Here is a 16,834-nt window from a genome sequence, read left to right as displayed (position 1 = left end):
ACAACGATTTATCAACACTGCCAGCACATCAACAATCCGGCTGAATGGGAACGTCTCCACCACCCCGACCGGAGTGTTAATTTCAGTGCCCCGACAACCAGGCAACCCGCCTGAAGTTGCCGAGACAAGTCCATCAATTTATACTCGCCCCGTTTCCTGTTCAGTGAATTTTACTTTGATCGGTATGCCGTGATTCGCTTGCCGGCCACCTAACAGGCCAGACCTCTCCGAGCCAATCAGAATTAATATCTTGTTTATTGACAATTAAGGTGTCCGCAAGGCCAGGGCCTGTAAAATTGAACTCTCCTTGCATAGGACCATAAGCACCAACCCAACCAGATAACGAGGATTCCCTGTGTACGTCGAACAAGCAACCCGTCAACAGTTGCAAGACTGGCAAGAAGAACTTTTTGCCAACCATCAGCGCTTTATGTCCAGCGGACTTAATCTGGATCTGACCCGGGGCAAGCCCTCAGCGGCTCAGCTATCACTGGCCAATGTCCTGGATGGGATTCTCGATGGCAACTATTTTTCGGCCGACGGAACGGACACCCGTAATTACGGCGGCCTGGACGGCTTGCCCGCCATGCGTCAACTGGCGGCGGACATGCTCGGCGTCAAAGCTGAGGAAATTCTGGTGGGGGGCAACAGCAGCCTGACACTGATGTATTTCAGCGTCCTGTTTGCCTGGCAGTTTGGTTTGAGCGGGCCGGACTCGGCCTGGCGACATGAAGGGGCCATCAAGTTTCTCTGCCCGGTGCCCGGTTACGATCGCCATTTCGCGATCTGCGAGAAATTTGGCATAGAGATGGTCAACGTACCGATGAACAACGATGGTCCGGACATGGATGTCGTGGAAGCCCTGATCCGCAATGACCCCGGCATCAAGGGGATTTGGTGTGTCCCCAAGTACTCCAACCCCACCGGCTGTATCTACAGTGCCAACACCATCGAACGGCTGGCCAAGCTGGGCAGCATTGCTGCACCGAATTTTCGGGTCTTCTACGACAACGCCTACGCAGTTCACGACCTGAAGGATTCGCCTGCCGAACTGGCCAATATCATGGCGTTCTGTGAAAAACAGGGCACCGAAAATAGCGTGTTGCAATTCGGGTCGACCTCCAAGATAACCTTCGCTGGTGCAGGAGTGGCCTTTATGGCGGGCAGCAAAGCCAATCTGAACACCATGAAAAAACACCTGGAGATTGCCACTATCGGCCCGGACAAGGTGAACCAGCTTCGCCACCTGAAAATGATTGGCAATATGACAGAACTGCGCAACCACATGGCCAGGCATGCCGAACTGCTGCGACCGCGTTTTGCCTGTGCCCTGCAACATCTGGAGGAAAACTTCCGCGATTCCGACCTGGGAGAGTGGAGCCCCCCCGATGGCGGTTACTTTATTTCCTTCGATACACGCCCCGGACTCGCCAGCGCGGTCATTCGGCTGGCCGCAGAAGCGGGGGTTAAACTGACCCCGGCGGGGGCCACCTTCCCCTACGGCAAAGACCCGGACGATAAAAATATCCGTCTGGCACCGTCATTTCCCACCGTGGAGGACATCGACCGTGCTATGGCCGTATTCTGTAATGCCGTAAAGCTGGCCTCAGTGAATCAGCGACTCGGGGCCTGATCCACCGACAGTAAAAAGGGCAGCTCGGGCTGCCCTTTTTTGTTTTAATTCAGTAGTGGGATATCTGTTAACTATCGATCGCTTTTTGGTTTCGGGGCAACGCCTGGATAGGGGAAAGGGGTAACATTGCCGGCACCGCCCTTGACCTCAATAATCTTGCAGGAACCCTCCTTTTCCACCTCATCAATGCGCACCACAGAATGCAGTGGAATAAAGCTCCGCTTGATGGAAGAAAACTCGTTCTTCAGCTTTTCCTCGGAAGGATCGACAATCATCTGGGAGCGTTCGCCAAACACAAACTCCTCGACTTCCAGAAAACCCCACAAATCACTCTGGTAGACTTGTCGGGCATAGATCTCGTAAACCTGACCCTGATTGAAAAATACAATTTTGTACACGGGGGTTGATGCCATACAAACTGCCTGCTCACCGGTTTATCAAAGGCGCGAGAGGATACCACAATCTGCACAAATTTCACCCAATCAGACCGCATCCTGTGGGATTCATCTCTGCCGACCGGTATACTGTGCGACCCTTCAGATGTATCCATAGTCCGCCATTATGTCCGAGCCAAAAATCAAAAAACTGCACATTGTTACCCACGGTTGTCAGATGAATGAATACGATTCATCGCGCATGCGCGACCTGCTGGGGGATAGCCATCAGATGGTGGTGACGGACAACCCGGAAGATGCCGATGTTCTGCTGCTGAACACCTGCTCAATCCGGGAAAAGGCCCAGGAGAAGGTTTTTCATCAACTCGGCCGGTGGAAACACCTGAAAACGCGCAACCCGGAGCTGGTTATCGGGGTGGGCGGCTGTGTCGCCAGCCAGGAAGGTAACGCTATTGCCTCGCGTGCACCTTATGTGGACCTGGTGTTTGGCCCCCAGACGTTGCACCGGTTACCGGAAATGCTCACCGAGAGAAAGCGGGGGGATGGCACAACCATCGTGGATATCAGCTTCCCGGAAATCGAGAAATTTGATCGCCTTCCCCAACCGGAGGCCGACGGTGTCACAGCCTTTGTTTCGATTATGGAAGGCTGCTCAAAATACTGCACATTCTGTGTCGTGCCCTATACACGGGGTGAAGAGGTCAGCCGCCCGGCAGCAGATGTGCTGGCAGAAGTTGCTCACCTGGCCGGACAGGGTGTTCGGGAAGTCAATTTGCTGGGACAGAATGTCAACGCCTATCGCGGCAGTATGCCCGACGGGAACATCTGTGACCTGGCAGAACTGATTGGTTATGTGGCGGGAATTGAAGGCATTGACCGCATTCGCTATACCACTTCCCATCCAGTGGAATTTTCGGACAGTCTTATTGCGGTCTACGCCGAAGTACCCGAGCTGGTCAGCCACCTTCACCTGCCGGTACAAAGCGGCTCGGACCGAATTCTTGCAGTGATGAAACGCGGCCATACCGCGCTGGAATACAAATCAAAAATTCGCAAGCTGCGTCAGATCCGGCCGGATATCAGCATTTCATCCGACTTCATCATTGGCTTCCCCGGTGAGACCGAGAAAGATTTCGAGGATACCCTCAAGCTGATAGGGGATATCGGCTTTGATCACAGCTTCAGCTTTGTCTACAGTGCCCGTCCTGGCACACCGGCAGCCGATTTGCCCGATAGCACACCCGAAAGCATCAAGAAGCAACGGCTGCAAATCCTGCAAAGCCGGATCAGCCAGCATGCTACAGGCATTAGTGAACAAATGGTCGGCACGGAACAGACTATCCTGATCACCGGCATTTCACGAAAGGATCCCGGTCAACTGCAGGGCCGCACCGAAAACAACCGTGTTGTCAATTTCCCAGCCACCGATCATCAACTGATCGGCCAGTTTGCCAAGGTCGGCATTATCGAGGCGTTACCCAATTCGCTGCGCGGGTGCCTGATGACCGAAACGGAAAACAGCACAGGATAAGCAACTCCGCTGATAAATCCGTCTCGCCACACTAAACATCAAGCAAAACTATTTTCAGACCCGGATAAAGGTTATATGCTTGCCCTACATACGTAGCCGCAGAGGGCGGCCTATTGGAAAATTTGAATCTACAGACGGCAACACACACTATCACGCTGGAACCCAGCGACACCCGTCGCCTAGCAATACTCTGCGGGCAATTCGACGAACATCTAAGGCAAATAGAACAGCGGCTGAAAATCGAGATTCGCAACCGTGGCAATACCTTCACCCTGTTTGGCGACCAAAACGCCGCTAAGGCAGCCGGCGGACTACTCCAGCAACTTTACCAGGAAGCGGTTGACAGTGATGAGCTGACACCCGACCACATTCACCTTGCCATTCAACAATCCACCGCTGGAATACCTATGGAACATTTTGCGACCACAACTGCAGCTGACATGAATGTCATCGAGACAGAGAACGGTATAACGCAGACGGTGATCCGCACCAAAAAGGGCAACATCAAACCCAGAGGGCTGAGCCAGCAACGCTATGTGCGTGCCGTACAGACCCACGACATCAACTTTGGGGTGGGCCCTGCCGGAACGGGAAAGACCTATCTGGCGGTGGCCTGCGCGGTAGAAGCATTATTGCGAGACGAAGTGGAGCGGATTCTACTGGTGCGCCCTGCCGTTGAAGCCGGCGAAAAGCTTGGGTTTTTGCCCGGAGATCTGAGTCAAAAGGTGGACCCCTATCTGCGTCCGCTCTATGACGCACTATACGAAATGCTCGGCGTTGAAACTGTGGCCAAACTGATTGATCGGAATGTCATTGAGGTGGCACCACTTGCCTACATGCGCGGCCGGACATTAAACAACTCCTTCATTATTCTTGACGAAAGCCAGAACACCACCAGGGAACAGATGAAGATGTTCCTCACCAGAATCGGTTTCAGCTCCACTGCGGTGATTACCGGGGATACCTCCCAGATCGATCTGCCGCGACCCAGCCACTCTGGCTTACTTCACGTCTGCAAGGTGCTCAAAGATGTCGAGGACATCAGCTTTACGTTCTTTGGTTCAAAGGATGTGGTACGCCACCCGCTGGTACAGCAGATTGTTGATGCCTATGATGCCTTCGAGCAGGAAGAGACCAAAGACGCCCCGCAATGAAGCTTCTGCTCGACATCGAAAATGCCTATGGCAAAGTGGGCCGGATACCGGACAGAAAACAGCTGCGTTGCTGGGCTACCGCAGCACTGTCCAATGTCCGACAGACCGCCGAGCTTAGCGTGCGAATTGTCAGTGAAGCCGAAAGTGCCGAGCTGAACCGACGCTATCGCCACAAGGAAGGCCCGACCAATGTGCTGTCGTTTCCGGCCGATTTGCCTCCGGATCTGGAGCTTCCGCTGCTCGGAGACCTGGTTGTTTGCGCCCCAGTTGTCGAACGCGAAGCTGGCGAGCAGCACAAATCCATCGAGGCGCACTGGGCACATATGGTGGTTCATGGCTGTCTGCATTTGATCGGCCACGACCATATTGAAGATAATGATGCGGATATAATGGAAGCACTTGAAACCCGTATACTGACAGACTTGGGCTTCTCGCCCCCATACCAACAGTATGATGCTTCGGAGCAGCAGATACCTCATGACTGATGACGACTTGAATGGCTCGCAGGAAAAGTCCTGGTTAGGCAAACTGGCCACTGCCTTTTCCTCTGAACCACAATCGCGGGAGGCGCTGGCGGACACCCTGCGGTCCGCATACGACAATGGCATCATCGACCACGATGCACTGGAGATTATTGAAGGGGCCCTACACGTCTCCGATCAACAGGTGCGGGAAATCATGATCCCCCGTACACAAATGGTCGTGATTCAACAGAACACCAGCCTTGAAGATATTCTCGAACTGGTCATTGAGTCCAGTCACTCCCGCTTTCCGGTGATCGGCGAAAATGCCGATGACATCGTCGGCATTCTGCTGGCCAAGGAGCTATTACCGCTGTTGCTTACCGGTCGCGAGAATTTCGAGATTGCCAATGTGATCAGACCGGCCACCATTATCCCGGAGAGCAAACGGCTGAATGTGCTGTTGCGGGAATTCCGCGAGCAGCGCTACCACATGGCGATCGTCATTGACGAATATGGCGGTATTGCCGGGTTGATCACCATTGAGGACATTCTCGAGGAAATTGTCGGTGACATCGAAGATGAGACCGACGAAGATGAGGATGCCATGATTCGTCCCCAGCAGGACAACAGTTACCTGGTGGACGCGCTGACGCCCATTGAGGATTTCAATGAGTTTTTCGATGTCGGAATCAGTGATGAGGAATTCGACACCATTGGTGGCATTATCGTTCAGGCATTTGGCCGCATGCCGAAAGTCGATGAGACCGTCGACTTGAACCATTTTGTATTTCGTGTCGCAGAGGGCGACAACCGGCAGGTCAAATTGCTGGAATTGCGAATCAAAGACTAGTCTTGCCATCTGGCCCGGGCCACCATCCATTATGGGATTTACTGCTTCTCCTCCCAAAATCAGAGGACACCTCTTCGGGCTACTGTTTGGTGCCGCCCTGCCACTATCACTCGCGCCCTGGACCTGGTGGCCCATCGGCCTGATGTCTGTTGCCGGTCTGGTTATTCTGCTCAAGGATCTACGTCCGTCCGACTGCTTCTGGCGCGCCCTGTGGTTTGGACTCGGCATGTTTGGCGTCGGAGTATCCTGGGTATTCATCAGCATCCACGACCACGGTCACGCTTCCGTGCCTCTCGCCCTGTTGCTGACATCCCTGTTCGTGTTGCTGCTGGCCGTGCTTTTTGCCTTGCCATTTATGCTATACGGCACAGGATTCAACCGTACAGCCGGTAGTATGGTGCTCGCTTTTCCCAGCATATGGGTTTTGGGAGAGTGGACTCGCAGCTGGTTATTCAGCGGTTTCCCCTGGATGTATCTCGGCTATGGCCACATTGACACCTGGCTCTCGGGGTGGGCACCCATAACCGGGGTACTGGGGATAAGCTGGATTTCCGCATTATCCGGCACGCTTATCGGCATCGTCGCCATTCCCAGAAAACCATTTATCCTCGGCAACGTCGCCTTACTCACAGTGCTGGGCTGGACGACGGGCTGGTATCTTCAGTCTGCCCAATGGACTACCGCCGCCGGCAGGCCACTGAGTATTGGGATCATGCAGCCCGCACTCCCCGTCGCCGCGAAGTGGGACAGCACGGAGCTTGCCACCATTCTTGAACAAAATCGTCAGATCACCCGTGAATTACTGGGCAATGACCTGGTCATCTGGCCTGAATCCGCCGTGCCAGCGCTGGAAGAGCAGGTGAAACCCTTTCTTGCCGCCATGGCAAAAAGCGCGCTGGATAGTAACACCGCGCTGATCACGGGGATTCCAACGCGCAATGCAACAACGCGGCAGTACCACAATTCCGTGATGGGTCTCGGTACGGCAGGCGGTATTTATCACAAACAGCATCTGGTGCCTTTTGGCGAATATGTTCCTTTTGAGCGCTGGCTTGGCGGGACGATGGCCTTCCTGAACCTGCCCATGTCGATCTTCAGCCCGGGATCTGCCCAGCAGCAACCGATTCATGCCAACGGCTTCAGCATTGGCACAGCCATTTGCTATGAGATAGTTTTTCCAGACCTGGTGGCCGCTATTGCCAGTCAGTCAAATCTGCTTCTGACCGTCAGCAACGACAGCTGGTTCGGTCGATCCATTGGCCCGGAACAGCACTTTCAGATGGCCAGAATGCGTGCGGCAGAAAATCGCAAACCCCTGATCCGGGCCACCAATGATGGCATTACCGCCCTGATCAGCCACCATGGCAAAGTGATCTCCACGATACCCCCCTTTACTCGCAGCACTTTGACAGGTCAACTGACACCCTATAGTGGTCAAACCCCTTTCGGTCAATGGGGCTCGACACCGATTTTGCTGTTCTCGCTAATCATGCTGTTCGGCGCTATCTGGAAATCCCGATCAAACTGATGCAAACCACACCAGCCTGAGAAGTGGCTCGCCAATCAGACACATCCCGGGCTGTGTCTGCCCCTTCCTTTAGCCTATAATTAGCGGCTTTTCTGGCCCAATGCCCAACCCCACAATACAGAGTGTCGATGAAAGACCAATACCACCCCAGCGAAATAGAAACTGCCGCCCAACAACACTGGCAGGAAACCGCCGCCTTTGAAGTCAGCGAAATTCCCGGCAGGGAAAAATACTACTGTCTGGCGATGTTTCCCTACCCAAGTGGCAAGCTGCATATGGGGCACGTGCGCAACTATACGATCGGGGATGTGATTGCCCGCTACCAGCGGATGCTCGGCAAGAATGTCTTGCAACCCATGGGCTGGGATGCGTTTGGCCTGCCCGCTGAAAATGCGGCGATCAAGCATCATACCGCCCCGGCAAAATGGACCTACGAAAATATTGAGTATATGAAAGCCCAATTGAAACGATTGGGCTTTGGTTATGACTGGTCCCGTGAACTGGCCACCTGCAAACCAGATTATTACCGCTGGGAACAGTGGTTTTTCACCAGGCTCCACGAGAAAGGATTGGTGTACAGGAAAACAGCGGCGGTCAACTGGTGCCCCAACGACCAGACCGTACTGGCCAACGAACAGGTGATTGACGGTTGTTGCTGGCGCTGTGATACCAAGGTAGAGCGCAAAAAAATCCCGCAATGGTTTATAAAAATCACGGCTTATGCAGACGAATTGCTGAACGATCTGGACAAACTGGATGGCTGGCCGGAGCAGGTCCGCACCATGCAACGCAACTGGATTGGCAGGAGCCGCGGCATGCAATTCAGCTTCCAGCTGGAACAGAGCGTGGGTGGCATCGACCGCTTTGAGGTATACACCACCCGCCCCGACACCCTGATGGGCATCACCTACGCCAGTATCGCTGCAGAGCACCCTATTGCCCTGACGCTGGCCAAAACAAACCCGGAACTGGCAACCTTTATCCAGCACTGCAAGACCCAATCTGTGTCGGAATCCGACATGGCGACTATGGAGAAAAAAGGCATGGCCACCGGCCTCAACGCCATCCATCCGATCAGCGGTAAAACGATACCCGTCTGGGTCGCCAACTATGTGTTGATGGATTACGGGACCGGCGCAATCATGGCGGTGCCGGCTCACGACGAACGGGATTTCGAATTCGCCAACAAATACGGGCTGCCCATCAAACAGGTTTTTCAGCTGCGCGAAAATAAAGTTGATGTCGCTCACCGACCTTTCGACACAGTCGCCTGGCAGGAATGGTATGCCTTGAAAACCAGCGAGCTGGAGACTGTAAACTCCGGGGAGTTTGACGGTTTGAGCCCCGAAGAAGCTTTCGATGCCATCGCCGGCAAATTGACCGAACTGAATCTCGGCGAAATAAAAACCAATTATCGTTTGCGCGACTGGGGCGTTTCCCGTCAACGCTACTGGGGCACCCCGATTCCCATGCTGAACCTTCCTGACGATGGAGAAATTGCCGTTCCAGCCGACCGTTTACCCGTACTGCTGCCAGAGGATGTGGTGATGGACGGGGTGCACTCACCGATCAAAGCGGACCCGGAATGGCGTAAAGTTGTTCTCAACGGCCAGACCGTCGAACGGGAAACAGACACCTTCGATACCTTTATGGAATCTAGCTGGTACTACGCCCGCTATACCTCCCCGAACTTCTCCGACGGGATGCTGGACACCCAGGCTGCAAACTACTGGCTGCCTGTTGACCAATATATCGGTGGCATCGAGCACGCTATTCTGCACCTGCTGTATGCAAGGTTTTTCCACAAGTTAATGCGTGACGAGGGTCTGCTGCATTCCGATGAACCCTTCACCCGACTCCTCTGTCAGGGCATGGTGCTCAAAGACGGCGCTAAAATGTCCAAATCGAAGGGCAACACTGTGGACCCGCAACAGCTGATTGACCGTTACGGTGCAGATACTGTCCGGCTGTTCACCATGTTTGCCGCGCCGCCGGAGCAGTCACTGGAATGGAATGACAGCGGGGTTGAAGGAGCTCATCGTTTTTTGCGAAAACTCTGGAAAATGGTTCACGGGCACCTGGAGGCAGGGACACCCGGTGTTCTGGACACTGAATCACTGGATCAGGTACAGCGGGATCTGCGTCGCAAAGCCCATGAAACACTGGCCAAGGTCAGCGATGACTTCGGCCGCCGCCAGACCTTCAATACCGCCATTGCCGCGGTGATGGAACTGCTCAATGAACTCGGCAAATCTGCGGATCGCAGCTCTGCTAACGGGCGGGCCGTGGAACGGGAGGCACTGACTATTACCGTTCGGGTACTGGCACCGATTGTCCCGCATATCTGCCATGCCCTCTGGCAGGCACTGGGTCACACCGAAAGTCTGCTGGACACACGCTGGCCGACTCCAGACCAGTCGGCGCTGGTCAAAAGCTGCATGGAAATCGTGGTGCAGGTCAACGGCAAGCTTCGCGCTCACATTGACATTCAGGTGGATGCAGATCGCGAAGCCATTGAACAGGCGGCGCTGACGCACGAAAATGTTCAGCGCTTTACGGAGGGACAAACCATCCGTAAAGTAATCGTGGTGCCCGGCAAACTGGTCAATATCGTTGCCAACTGACAACCCGTAACAACACGCCGAGATGGTGACAACCTAAGGAATAACAATGAAACGATTTTTTTGTCTGGCCATAACGGGTTTGCTGGTAACCACCATCATCACCGGCTGCGGGTGGCGCTTGCGGGGCACCGGAACCGTTGAAAATGTATCCAGTGTCCATATCAGCAGCCAGGGTCGCTTTGGCAGTTTTTATGAGGCCCTCTCGCGATCACTGCAGGCCAGCGATATCGAGGTGGTAGAGAACGCCACTGACGCACAATACAACATTGTGATTCTCGATCAGAAATACTCCCGCAGAACCGCCTCGGTCAGCGTCACGGTGCGAGTGTCTGAATACCAGCTGACCGAAGAAGTCACCATCATGATATTGGCGTCTGATGGGCGGCCACTGTTACAACGCACCACCCTCAGCACAGACAGATTCTTTGATTTCGATGAAAACGATGTGCAGTCGAAAGAAGATGAGGCCAACCTGTTGCGGCGAGAAATGCAGAGTGATCTGATCCGTCAGATCATCAGCCGTCTCGACGCTGTTGCCAACCGCTCGACGACCAGCCCACCCAATGCGCCTGAAGGCTGAACAACTCGGCACACACCTATCCCGGCGGGAGCTGGCCCCCCTTTATCTGGTCAGCGGAGATGAAACCCTGCTGGCTCAGGAGGTAGCCGATGCCATCCGGGCTGAGGCATGTTTGCAGGGTTTCACCGAACGCGAAATCCTACACGCCGAAGGTAGTTTTGACTGGAACACCGTATTGACTGAAGCGAACAGTCTGTCATTGTTCGCCGACAAGAAAATCATTGAAATCCGGATGCCCGGCGGAAAACCCGGAGAAAAGGGTTCAAAGGTTCTTCTGGAATACACCGGCAAACCCACTGACGACACCCTGCTGCTTATTATCACACCAAAACTGGACGCTGCCGCTATGCGCAGCAAATGGATTAAAGCCATCGAAAGCCATGGCGTACTGATACAAACGTGGCCGGTGCCCCCTGACCAGCTGCCTGGCTGGATTGGAAAACGTTTGCAGCAAGCCGGCATCAGAGCGGATCGCCAGGCGGTGGAAATTCTCGCCGACCGGGTGGAGGGCAACCTGCTCGCCGCAATTCAGGAAATTGAAAAGCTCAAGTTGCTGCTACCTGACGGCGAAGTCGATGGTCAAACCATGTCAACGGTGGTTGCCGACAGTGCCCGCTTCAATGTCTTCACACTCGCGGACAAGGCCCTGGAGGGCGATCCTCAGGCTGTCTGTCGCACCCTGAGGGGGCTGCGTGATGAGGGGGCCGAACCCACCATTATCCTTTGGGCATTGACCCGCGAGTTGCGCACATTAATCAGGGCCGCTGAAGCGCTCGAAAATGGGGATCATCTCGACTGGGTGCTAAAAAACCTGGGGATATGGGAGAAGCGAAAGCCACTGGTAAAGCAAACTCTGAGGAGGCTGAAACTGACCCGGTTAAAACAGATGCTTCGACTGGCCGCAGGCATAGACCGCGCTATCAAGGGAATGCGTATAGCCGATCCCTGGGACGATCTGACAATCCTGCTATTGATGTTCTGCGGCACCCCCACCCTAAAGCCGGGAAGCCTGAGGCTTGCGCTGAGTTTTCCGGACTAGTTCGACCATTAGATGTCCCGCTATCAGGCCCATCAAATCAGCCAACAGGTCCATCGTCTCCATGTGGCGATAACCCGTAAGGTTCTGCAGCACTTCCATTAGCACACCGTAACCGATCAGCCCTGGGTAAATTGGCCAGAGGGAGGCGCCTGCCGGCAGGCTCTGCTTCGACAACAGAAACAGTGCCGCAAAAGTAATACCGTGTACCAGCTTATCCTGTCCGGAAAATACCACCTTGTCCGCAACGGGCAATAAAGCCAGCAGTAATACCACGATCAAGCTAAACAGGAGTGCAGCTCGCCAGAACAGGGTATTGGTCACCAGAAGGACTCGCGGATCGGCCGCAACCAGCAACTTCTGGCCAGACTGCAATCCCAACGTATTTGGTGCCGCCCATTAACGCAATTCAAGTTGCGACTTTTCCCGGGCTGACCTCCCGGCCCGAAACCAATAGGTTCAGTGCCTGCAACCTTTCAAGGGTACCCACATCCCACCAGGTACCGCGATAAACCTCCCCCGACACATAGCCACCCCGGACCCCCCCGGCAAGTACGTCCCGCAAGGGAAAGCGTTCACTGGCAGAGGAAAACATGGCAAACATCTCCGGCCTCATGACACTGATGCCACTGAAGGTGAACGTCTGATCCTCTGCCAGAGGATAACCAACACGTTGATTCACATTCAGGGAGAAATCGCCACCGGCATGGTGCAGGGGATTCGGCACCAGTACCAGATGCGCATCCAGGTCCTCGGACCAGCGCCGTTCAACCAGCGATTGAAGCGGGTAGTCAGTCCACACATCGCCATTAATCACAATAAAAGGCTGGCTGCCCAAAAGTGGCAAAGCCCGGCGGATGCCACCACCGGTTTCCAGCGGTTCTGTCTCACGAGACCAGTCAATCCTCACCCCGAAACGCGAGCCATCACCGAGGAAGGACTCTATTTGCTCACCCAGCCAGGAGGTGTTGATTACCAGCTCACGCACACCCGCTTGGACCAGGCGTTCCACATGGTATTGGATCAGGGGCTTGTTACCGACCTGCAACAATGGCTTGGGCGTGTCATCCGTGAGAGGGCGGAGCCTTTCACCAAAACCCGCCGCGAGAATCATTGCTTTCATATCAGCTATCCTCTATTTGCCCGTCAATGGCGCTGCTTGTTTTATCTGATACCAGGGCTGTGTTTGCGCCACAGGCATCACACGTTTTTCAAACCATGCCTGGAAGTCATGTAATTCCGGATACGGCGCCAACTGCTTCAGGGTGTAATGGAGAACCAATGGCAAATCCGCCAGATAGCCCTGTTTACCGTCGCGAAGCCACAAGCGGGCGAAAATGCCCAGCACTTTGAGGTGTCTCTGCAGCCCCATCAGGTCAAACCAGCGCAAGAACTGGCTATCCGGTACGGTATCGGCAATACCTGCCGCCACAGCCCGCCGGAAGTAATTGAGTGCCCGCCCCGATACATACTCAGCGGGCCATCGAATATAACAGTCTCGAAGCAGCGAGACCAAATCGTACGTCAGCGGCCCTCTGACCGCATCCTGAAAATCAATTACTCCCATCTCGCCATCGGCAAGCGGCATCAGGTTTCGTGAGTGAAAATCCCGGTGGACAATCACTTCCGGCTGCGAAAGCGCGTTCGCCAATAATTGCTCAAAAGCCTGCTCAATGATTCGGCTGTCTTCATTCGTAACATCCAGCCCAAGCAGCTGACTTAAAAACCACACCGGAAAAAGCCGCATCTCATCAAGTAAGTGGTGGCGGCTATAAACAGGCAAGCTATTGTCAGCGAGCGGTACGCACTGCAAATCCAACAGCGTATCTTCCGCTTTTTGGTAGAATTGATCCGCCGTTTCAGCAGACAGGAGCGGCAACAGCAGCTGGTCACCGAAATCCTCAAGTAACAGAAACCCCTGCTGGTAATCGACGTCATAAATATACGGCGTCCGGACATTCCCTCGCCTGAACAACCCGGCAATACGAACAAAAGCCTCATTATTCTCGTGCTCTGGCGGTGCGGAAACTGCGATCAGTGGCGGCACACAAGCTACCCGAAAATAGCGCCTGAAACCGGCATCACCACTGAGCGGAAAAAGCTGTGGTGTATTCGATGTCAGAAATTGCGAGGGCAGGGAATGCTCTACCCATCGCTGAAGGTTTTGGTGGTCAGACATATTTGAGGAAGGTATATAGAAAAAAGGTTAGTCATTCTAGCCCAAACCCTCGCATGATGCCCCAGAATCGGTAAAATGTACCGTCGCCATTAAGACACCGCCTGCCCAAAGAGAACACGGACAATCAGAATGCCCATAAAAACGAGTCATATCCGCACCAGGCTCTATCACGCCTTGCGCTCACAGTACTCCCAGACATCAGGATTATTGCTCTTTGGCTTGCTTGCTGCGGCGCCTGTAGCCGCCGACAATCAGGGTTCCTACAGTCAATGGGAATGTCGTGCAGCGGCAGATGGCAGCTGGGCATGCGGCGAAAGGCAGATGTCCGGCAGGGCTTTCCCCAGACCCGCTCACCCTGAACCCGTAATCCCACCGGAAGATAGCGGCCCCGATGTCAGGATCGCCAACAACCTGGACTGGGTTGCTGCAGAAGCGCTTACCGATGAAGAGCGCGAAAAAATGGCCACGGGATGCTGCGGTGCCTATATAGAACCCGAAAGAGACTACGAAGATGCCGACCTGGATCCGGCAGACGCATCCATGCGGGTCGCCTCTGCATCTACGGAAGTGGAGCAGGAAAACATTGCCCGCTTGCGTGGCGACGTACAGCTGACCCAGGGATATCGTCAGGTTCGCAGTGATAGCGCCACAGCCGACCAGAATACACGCACCGTCAACCTTGAAGGCAATGTCCAGTTCCGCGAGCCGGGACTACTGATTACCGCGGACAGCGCTCAGATCAATATGGATTCCAAAGACATGCAGATCGAGCAGGCCGGTTACCTGTTCCACGAATCTGGTGTGCGCGGTACAGCCACCCAGGCCAACCGGGTAGATGAAGTCTTCTACATTGATAACGCCACTTATACCACCTGTGAACCGGGCAGCAAAGCCTGGCAGCTGGTCAGCAGTAAACTTGACATCAACCCTGAAACCGGGATTGCGACTGCCAGACATGTGCGCCTCGAAGTCCAGGATGTACCGATACTGTATGCCCCCTGGATACGTTTCCCGATTGATGATCGTCGCGCCTCCGGTCTGTTGTTCCCCAGCTTTGATATCGGTGATGAAAACGGTATCGATTATGCGCAGCCCATCTACCTGAACCTGGCACCCAACTACGATGCCACTATTACACCCCGCTATATTCAGGAGCGCGGACCCATGGCCGAGGTCGAAGTCCGGCATATGTCGAAGCTGACCAACACCATATTGAGTAGCGCATTCCTCTCGGACGATGACGGCGGCGACGATCGGGACGATGATCCGTCCGAAGTCTCTGACATCAGGAATTTTGAGGGTGAAGATCGCTGGCTGGTCAATCTGGATCACCTGGGTGGTATCGGCAAACGCTGGGAAACCCGCGTTGATTACACCAAGGTCAGCGATAGCGAATACTTCCGCGATCTCGACAACGCGACGCTCGAAGTCAACAGCCAGACCTATCTGCGCCAGCTGGTTTCAGGCAGTTACCGCACGAATCACTGGTTATTTGGTATCAAGGGGCAGGAGTTCCAGACGATCACGGATGATCCCAACCGGATTGACCAGTACCAGATGCTGCCCCAACTGGAGGCCAAGGGAAATTATCGCCTTGGCGATTTTGTCTTTAACCTGCAGAACCAGTTCACCGCTTTCGACCACGATGACAAAAACGATGCCCTGCCCGGCTATCTCCAGGGTGAAACGTTTTTTGAAGATGAAAAAGGCACCTTTGTGACCGGCGACCGCTTGCGCATGGATTATGGGGTAGCCTGGGACAAACAGTGGGCCTGGGGTTACTTCCGACCCTCGGTCACCCTCAAGCACCTGTCCTACAACCTGGACAACCCCCTGCTGGGGCAGACTGATGACAGCCCTTCGGTCACGGTGCCGGTTGGCGTAATCGATACCGGTTTGTTTATGGAGCGGGACACCACCATGCTCACGGGTTTTACCCAGACATTTGAGCCGCGTCTGTACATGGTGCATACCAAGTATGAAGACCAGAGTGATTTGCCGGATTTTGACACGTCGCAGATGACATTTACCTACAATCAGTTGTTCCGGGAAGACCGTTTTGTCGGTGGCGACCGCATTGGCGATACCGAGCAAATTTCCCTCGGGCTAACCAGTCGTTTGGTGGAGCAGTCGAGCGGTATTGAATGGTTGCGGGGCAGCATTGGTCAGATATTTTACCTGAGCGACCGCTATGTCTCCCTGAATCCCAACCTGAGCAAGTCTTTCCTGAAGGGTCTGAATGATCCTGATGACTTGAACCGCCTGCAACGTGATATCGCTGCCGACCTGCTGCGCGATGATTCCGCTTATGCGGCTGAATTTGCCATGCGGCTCAGTGAACACCTCCGCTTCCAGGCCGACTTACTCTACGATGAAGATGACAGTGAACTCGATCGGGGTAACGCCAGCCTGCGTTACAATGATCGCAACAACAAAATAGTAAATTTGAGTTATCGGTTTAACCGCAGAGTGCCCCGCCTTTCCGATATCGGAAATCAATTCATTGAAATTGATAGCGATATTGAACAGGCAGATTTCTCAACCATTCTGCCTATCTCACGCAGCTTGAGCCTTATCGGGCGATACAATTATGACCTGACCAGCAGCCGGGATCTGGAAACCCTGTTTGGCCTCCAGTATGAAAGTTGCTGCTGGAAAGTGAGTGTTGTAGGTCGCCGTTGGCTCGACAGGAATGACTTCATTTTGCTCCCGGATGAAGATCTGGAGCACGACAATGGGGTGTTCTTCCAGATTCAGTTCAAAGGTCTCGCCGGCACTGGCAGCAAAGTGGAATCCATTCTTGAGGATGGCATCTATGGGTATGAACCACAAAGCAATTACTAATGCACATGAGCCGGAT

Annotated in this window: 14 protein-coding genes; 10 read left to right on the top strand and 4 right to left on the bottom strand. The window is 54.2% G+C overall.

Annotated elements, in window-relative coordinates; genetic code table 11:
• Nucleotides 1-355 precede the first annotated feature (355 nt).
• Nucleotides 356-1,633, top strand: coding sequence for an aminotransferase class I/II-fold pyridoxal phosphate-dependent enzyme (locus ACTF5G_RS03525; protein ID WP_438951435.1), 1,278 nt, complete (start codon nucleotides 356-358; stop codon nucleotides 1,631-1,633).
• A 71-nt stretch (nucleotides 1,634-1,704) separates the two neighbouring features.
• Here ACTF5G_RS03525 and ACTF5G_RS03520 read toward each other — a convergent pair whose 3' ends face one another.
• Nucleotides 1,705-2,046, bottom strand: a complete 342-nt coding sequence (locus ACTF5G_RS03520; RefSeq protein WP_438951434.1) for a DUF1820 family protein — start codon at nucleotides 2,044-2,046, stop codon at nucleotides 1,705-1,707.
• A 148-nt stretch (nucleotides 2,047-2,194) separates the two neighbouring features.
• Between ACTF5G_RS03520 and miaB the strand changes: the two genes are divergently transcribed.
• The 8 genes from miaB (at nucleotide 2,195) to holA (ending at nucleotide 11,798) form a co-directional block, all read left to right on the top strand.
• Nucleotides 2,195-3,559 carry a tRNA (N6-isopentenyl adenosine(37)-C2)-methylthiotransferase MiaB gene (gene miaB / locus ACTF5G_RS03515; RefSeq protein WP_438951433.1) on the top strand — a complete coding sequence of 455 codons (1,365 nt, stop codon included), beginning with the start codon at nucleotides 2,195-2,197 and terminating at the stop codon, nucleotides 3,557-3,559.
• Between the two features lie 113 nt (nucleotides 3,560-3,672).
• Complete coding sequence (locus ACTF5G_RS03510; protein ID WP_438951432.1) at nucleotides 3,673-4,713, top strand: PhoH family protein; 1,041 nt, start codon at nucleotides 3,673-3,675, stop codon at nucleotides 4,711-4,713.
• Entirely contained in the window at nucleotides 4,710-5,198 is a 489-nt protein-coding gene (ybeY, locus tag ACTF5G_RS03505) for an rRNA maturation RNase YbeY (protein ID WP_438951431.1), read from the top strand. The genes ACTF5G_RS03510 and ybeY overlap by 4 nt, the downstream gene beginning before the upstream one ends.
• Nucleotides 5,191-6,027 (top strand): HlyC/CorC family transporter, encoded by an 837-nt coding sequence (locus ACTF5G_RS03500; protein WP_438951430.1) that lies wholly within the window; start codon nucleotides 5,191-5,193, stop codon nucleotides 6,025-6,027. Before ybeY ends, ACTF5G_RS03500 begins: the two co-directional genes overlap by 8 nt.
• 31 nt (nucleotides 6,028-6,058) lie before the next feature.
• Nucleotides 6,059-7,555, top strand: a complete 1,497-nt coding sequence (lnt, locus tag ACTF5G_RS03495; protein ID WP_438951429.1) for an apolipoprotein N-acyltransferase — start codon at nucleotides 6,059-6,061, stop codon at nucleotides 7,553-7,555.
• A 128-nt stretch (nucleotides 7,556-7,683) separates the two neighbouring features.
• Entirely contained in the window at nucleotides 7,684-10,179 is a 2,496-nt protein-coding gene (leuS, locus tag ACTF5G_RS03490; protein ID WP_438951428.1) for a leucine--tRNA ligase, read from the top strand.
• 46 nt (nucleotides 10,180-10,225) lie between these two features.
• Complete coding sequence (locus tag ACTF5G_RS03485; protein ID WP_438951427.1) at nucleotides 10,226-10,759, top strand: LPS-assembly lipoprotein LptE; 534 nt, start codon at nucleotides 10,226-10,228, stop codon at nucleotides 10,757-10,759.
• A complete protein-coding gene (gene holA, locus ACTF5G_RS03480; RefSeq protein WP_438951426.1) occupies nucleotides 10,743-11,798 on the top strand; it encodes a DNA polymerase III subunit delta in 1,056 nt (351 codons plus the stop codon). Before ACTF5G_RS03485 ends, holA begins: the two co-directional genes overlap by 17 nt.
• Here holA and ACTF5G_RS03475 read toward each other — a convergent pair.
• From ACTF5G_RS03475 to ACTF5G_RS03465, 3 genes are read right to left on the bottom strand one after another with little or no spacing between them, the layout of a single operon-like run.
• A complete protein-coding gene (locus ACTF5G_RS03475; protein WP_438951425.1) occupies nucleotides 11,754-12,176 on the bottom strand; it encodes a hypothetical protein in 423 nt (140 codons plus the stop codon). The two genes, holA and ACTF5G_RS03475, sit on opposite strands and share 45 nt — an antisense overlap.
• A 28-nt stretch (nucleotides 12,177-12,204) precedes the next feature.
• Nucleotides 12,205-12,918 carry an N-acetylmuramate alpha-1-phosphate uridylyltransferase MurU gene (gene murU / locus ACTF5G_RS03470; protein ID WP_438951424.1) on the bottom strand — a complete coding sequence of 238 codons (714 nt, stop codon included), beginning with the start codon at nucleotides 12,916-12,918 and terminating at the stop codon, nucleotides 12,205-12,207.
• Nucleotides 12,919-12,930: 12 nt separating this feature from the next.
• A complete protein-coding gene (locus ACTF5G_RS03465; protein WP_438951423.1) occupies nucleotides 12,931-13,974 on the bottom strand; it encodes an aminoglycoside phosphotransferase family protein in 1,044 nt (347 codons plus the stop codon).
• 129 nt (nucleotides 13,975-14,103) lie between these two features.
• Between ACTF5G_RS03465 and ACTF5G_RS03460 the strand changes: the two genes are divergently transcribed.
• The gene (locus tag ACTF5G_RS03460; RefSeq protein ID WP_438951422.1) at nucleotides 14,104-16,818 is read left to right on the top strand and encodes an LPS-assembly protein LptD; all 2,715 of its coding nucleotides are present in this window, start codon (nucleotides 14,104-14,106) and stop codon (nucleotides 16,816-16,818) included.
• Nucleotides 16,819-16,834 lie beyond the last annotated feature (16 nt).

The organism is Porticoccus sp. (genome assembly GCF_965660005.1).
In the GTDB taxonomy this organism is placed as follows: domain Bacteria; phylum Pseudomonadota; class Gammaproteobacteria; order Pseudomonadales; family Porticoccaceae; genus Porticoccus.
Note: the sequence above shows the minus strand (reverse complement) of the source record. Positions and strands in the feature narration are given on the sequence as shown.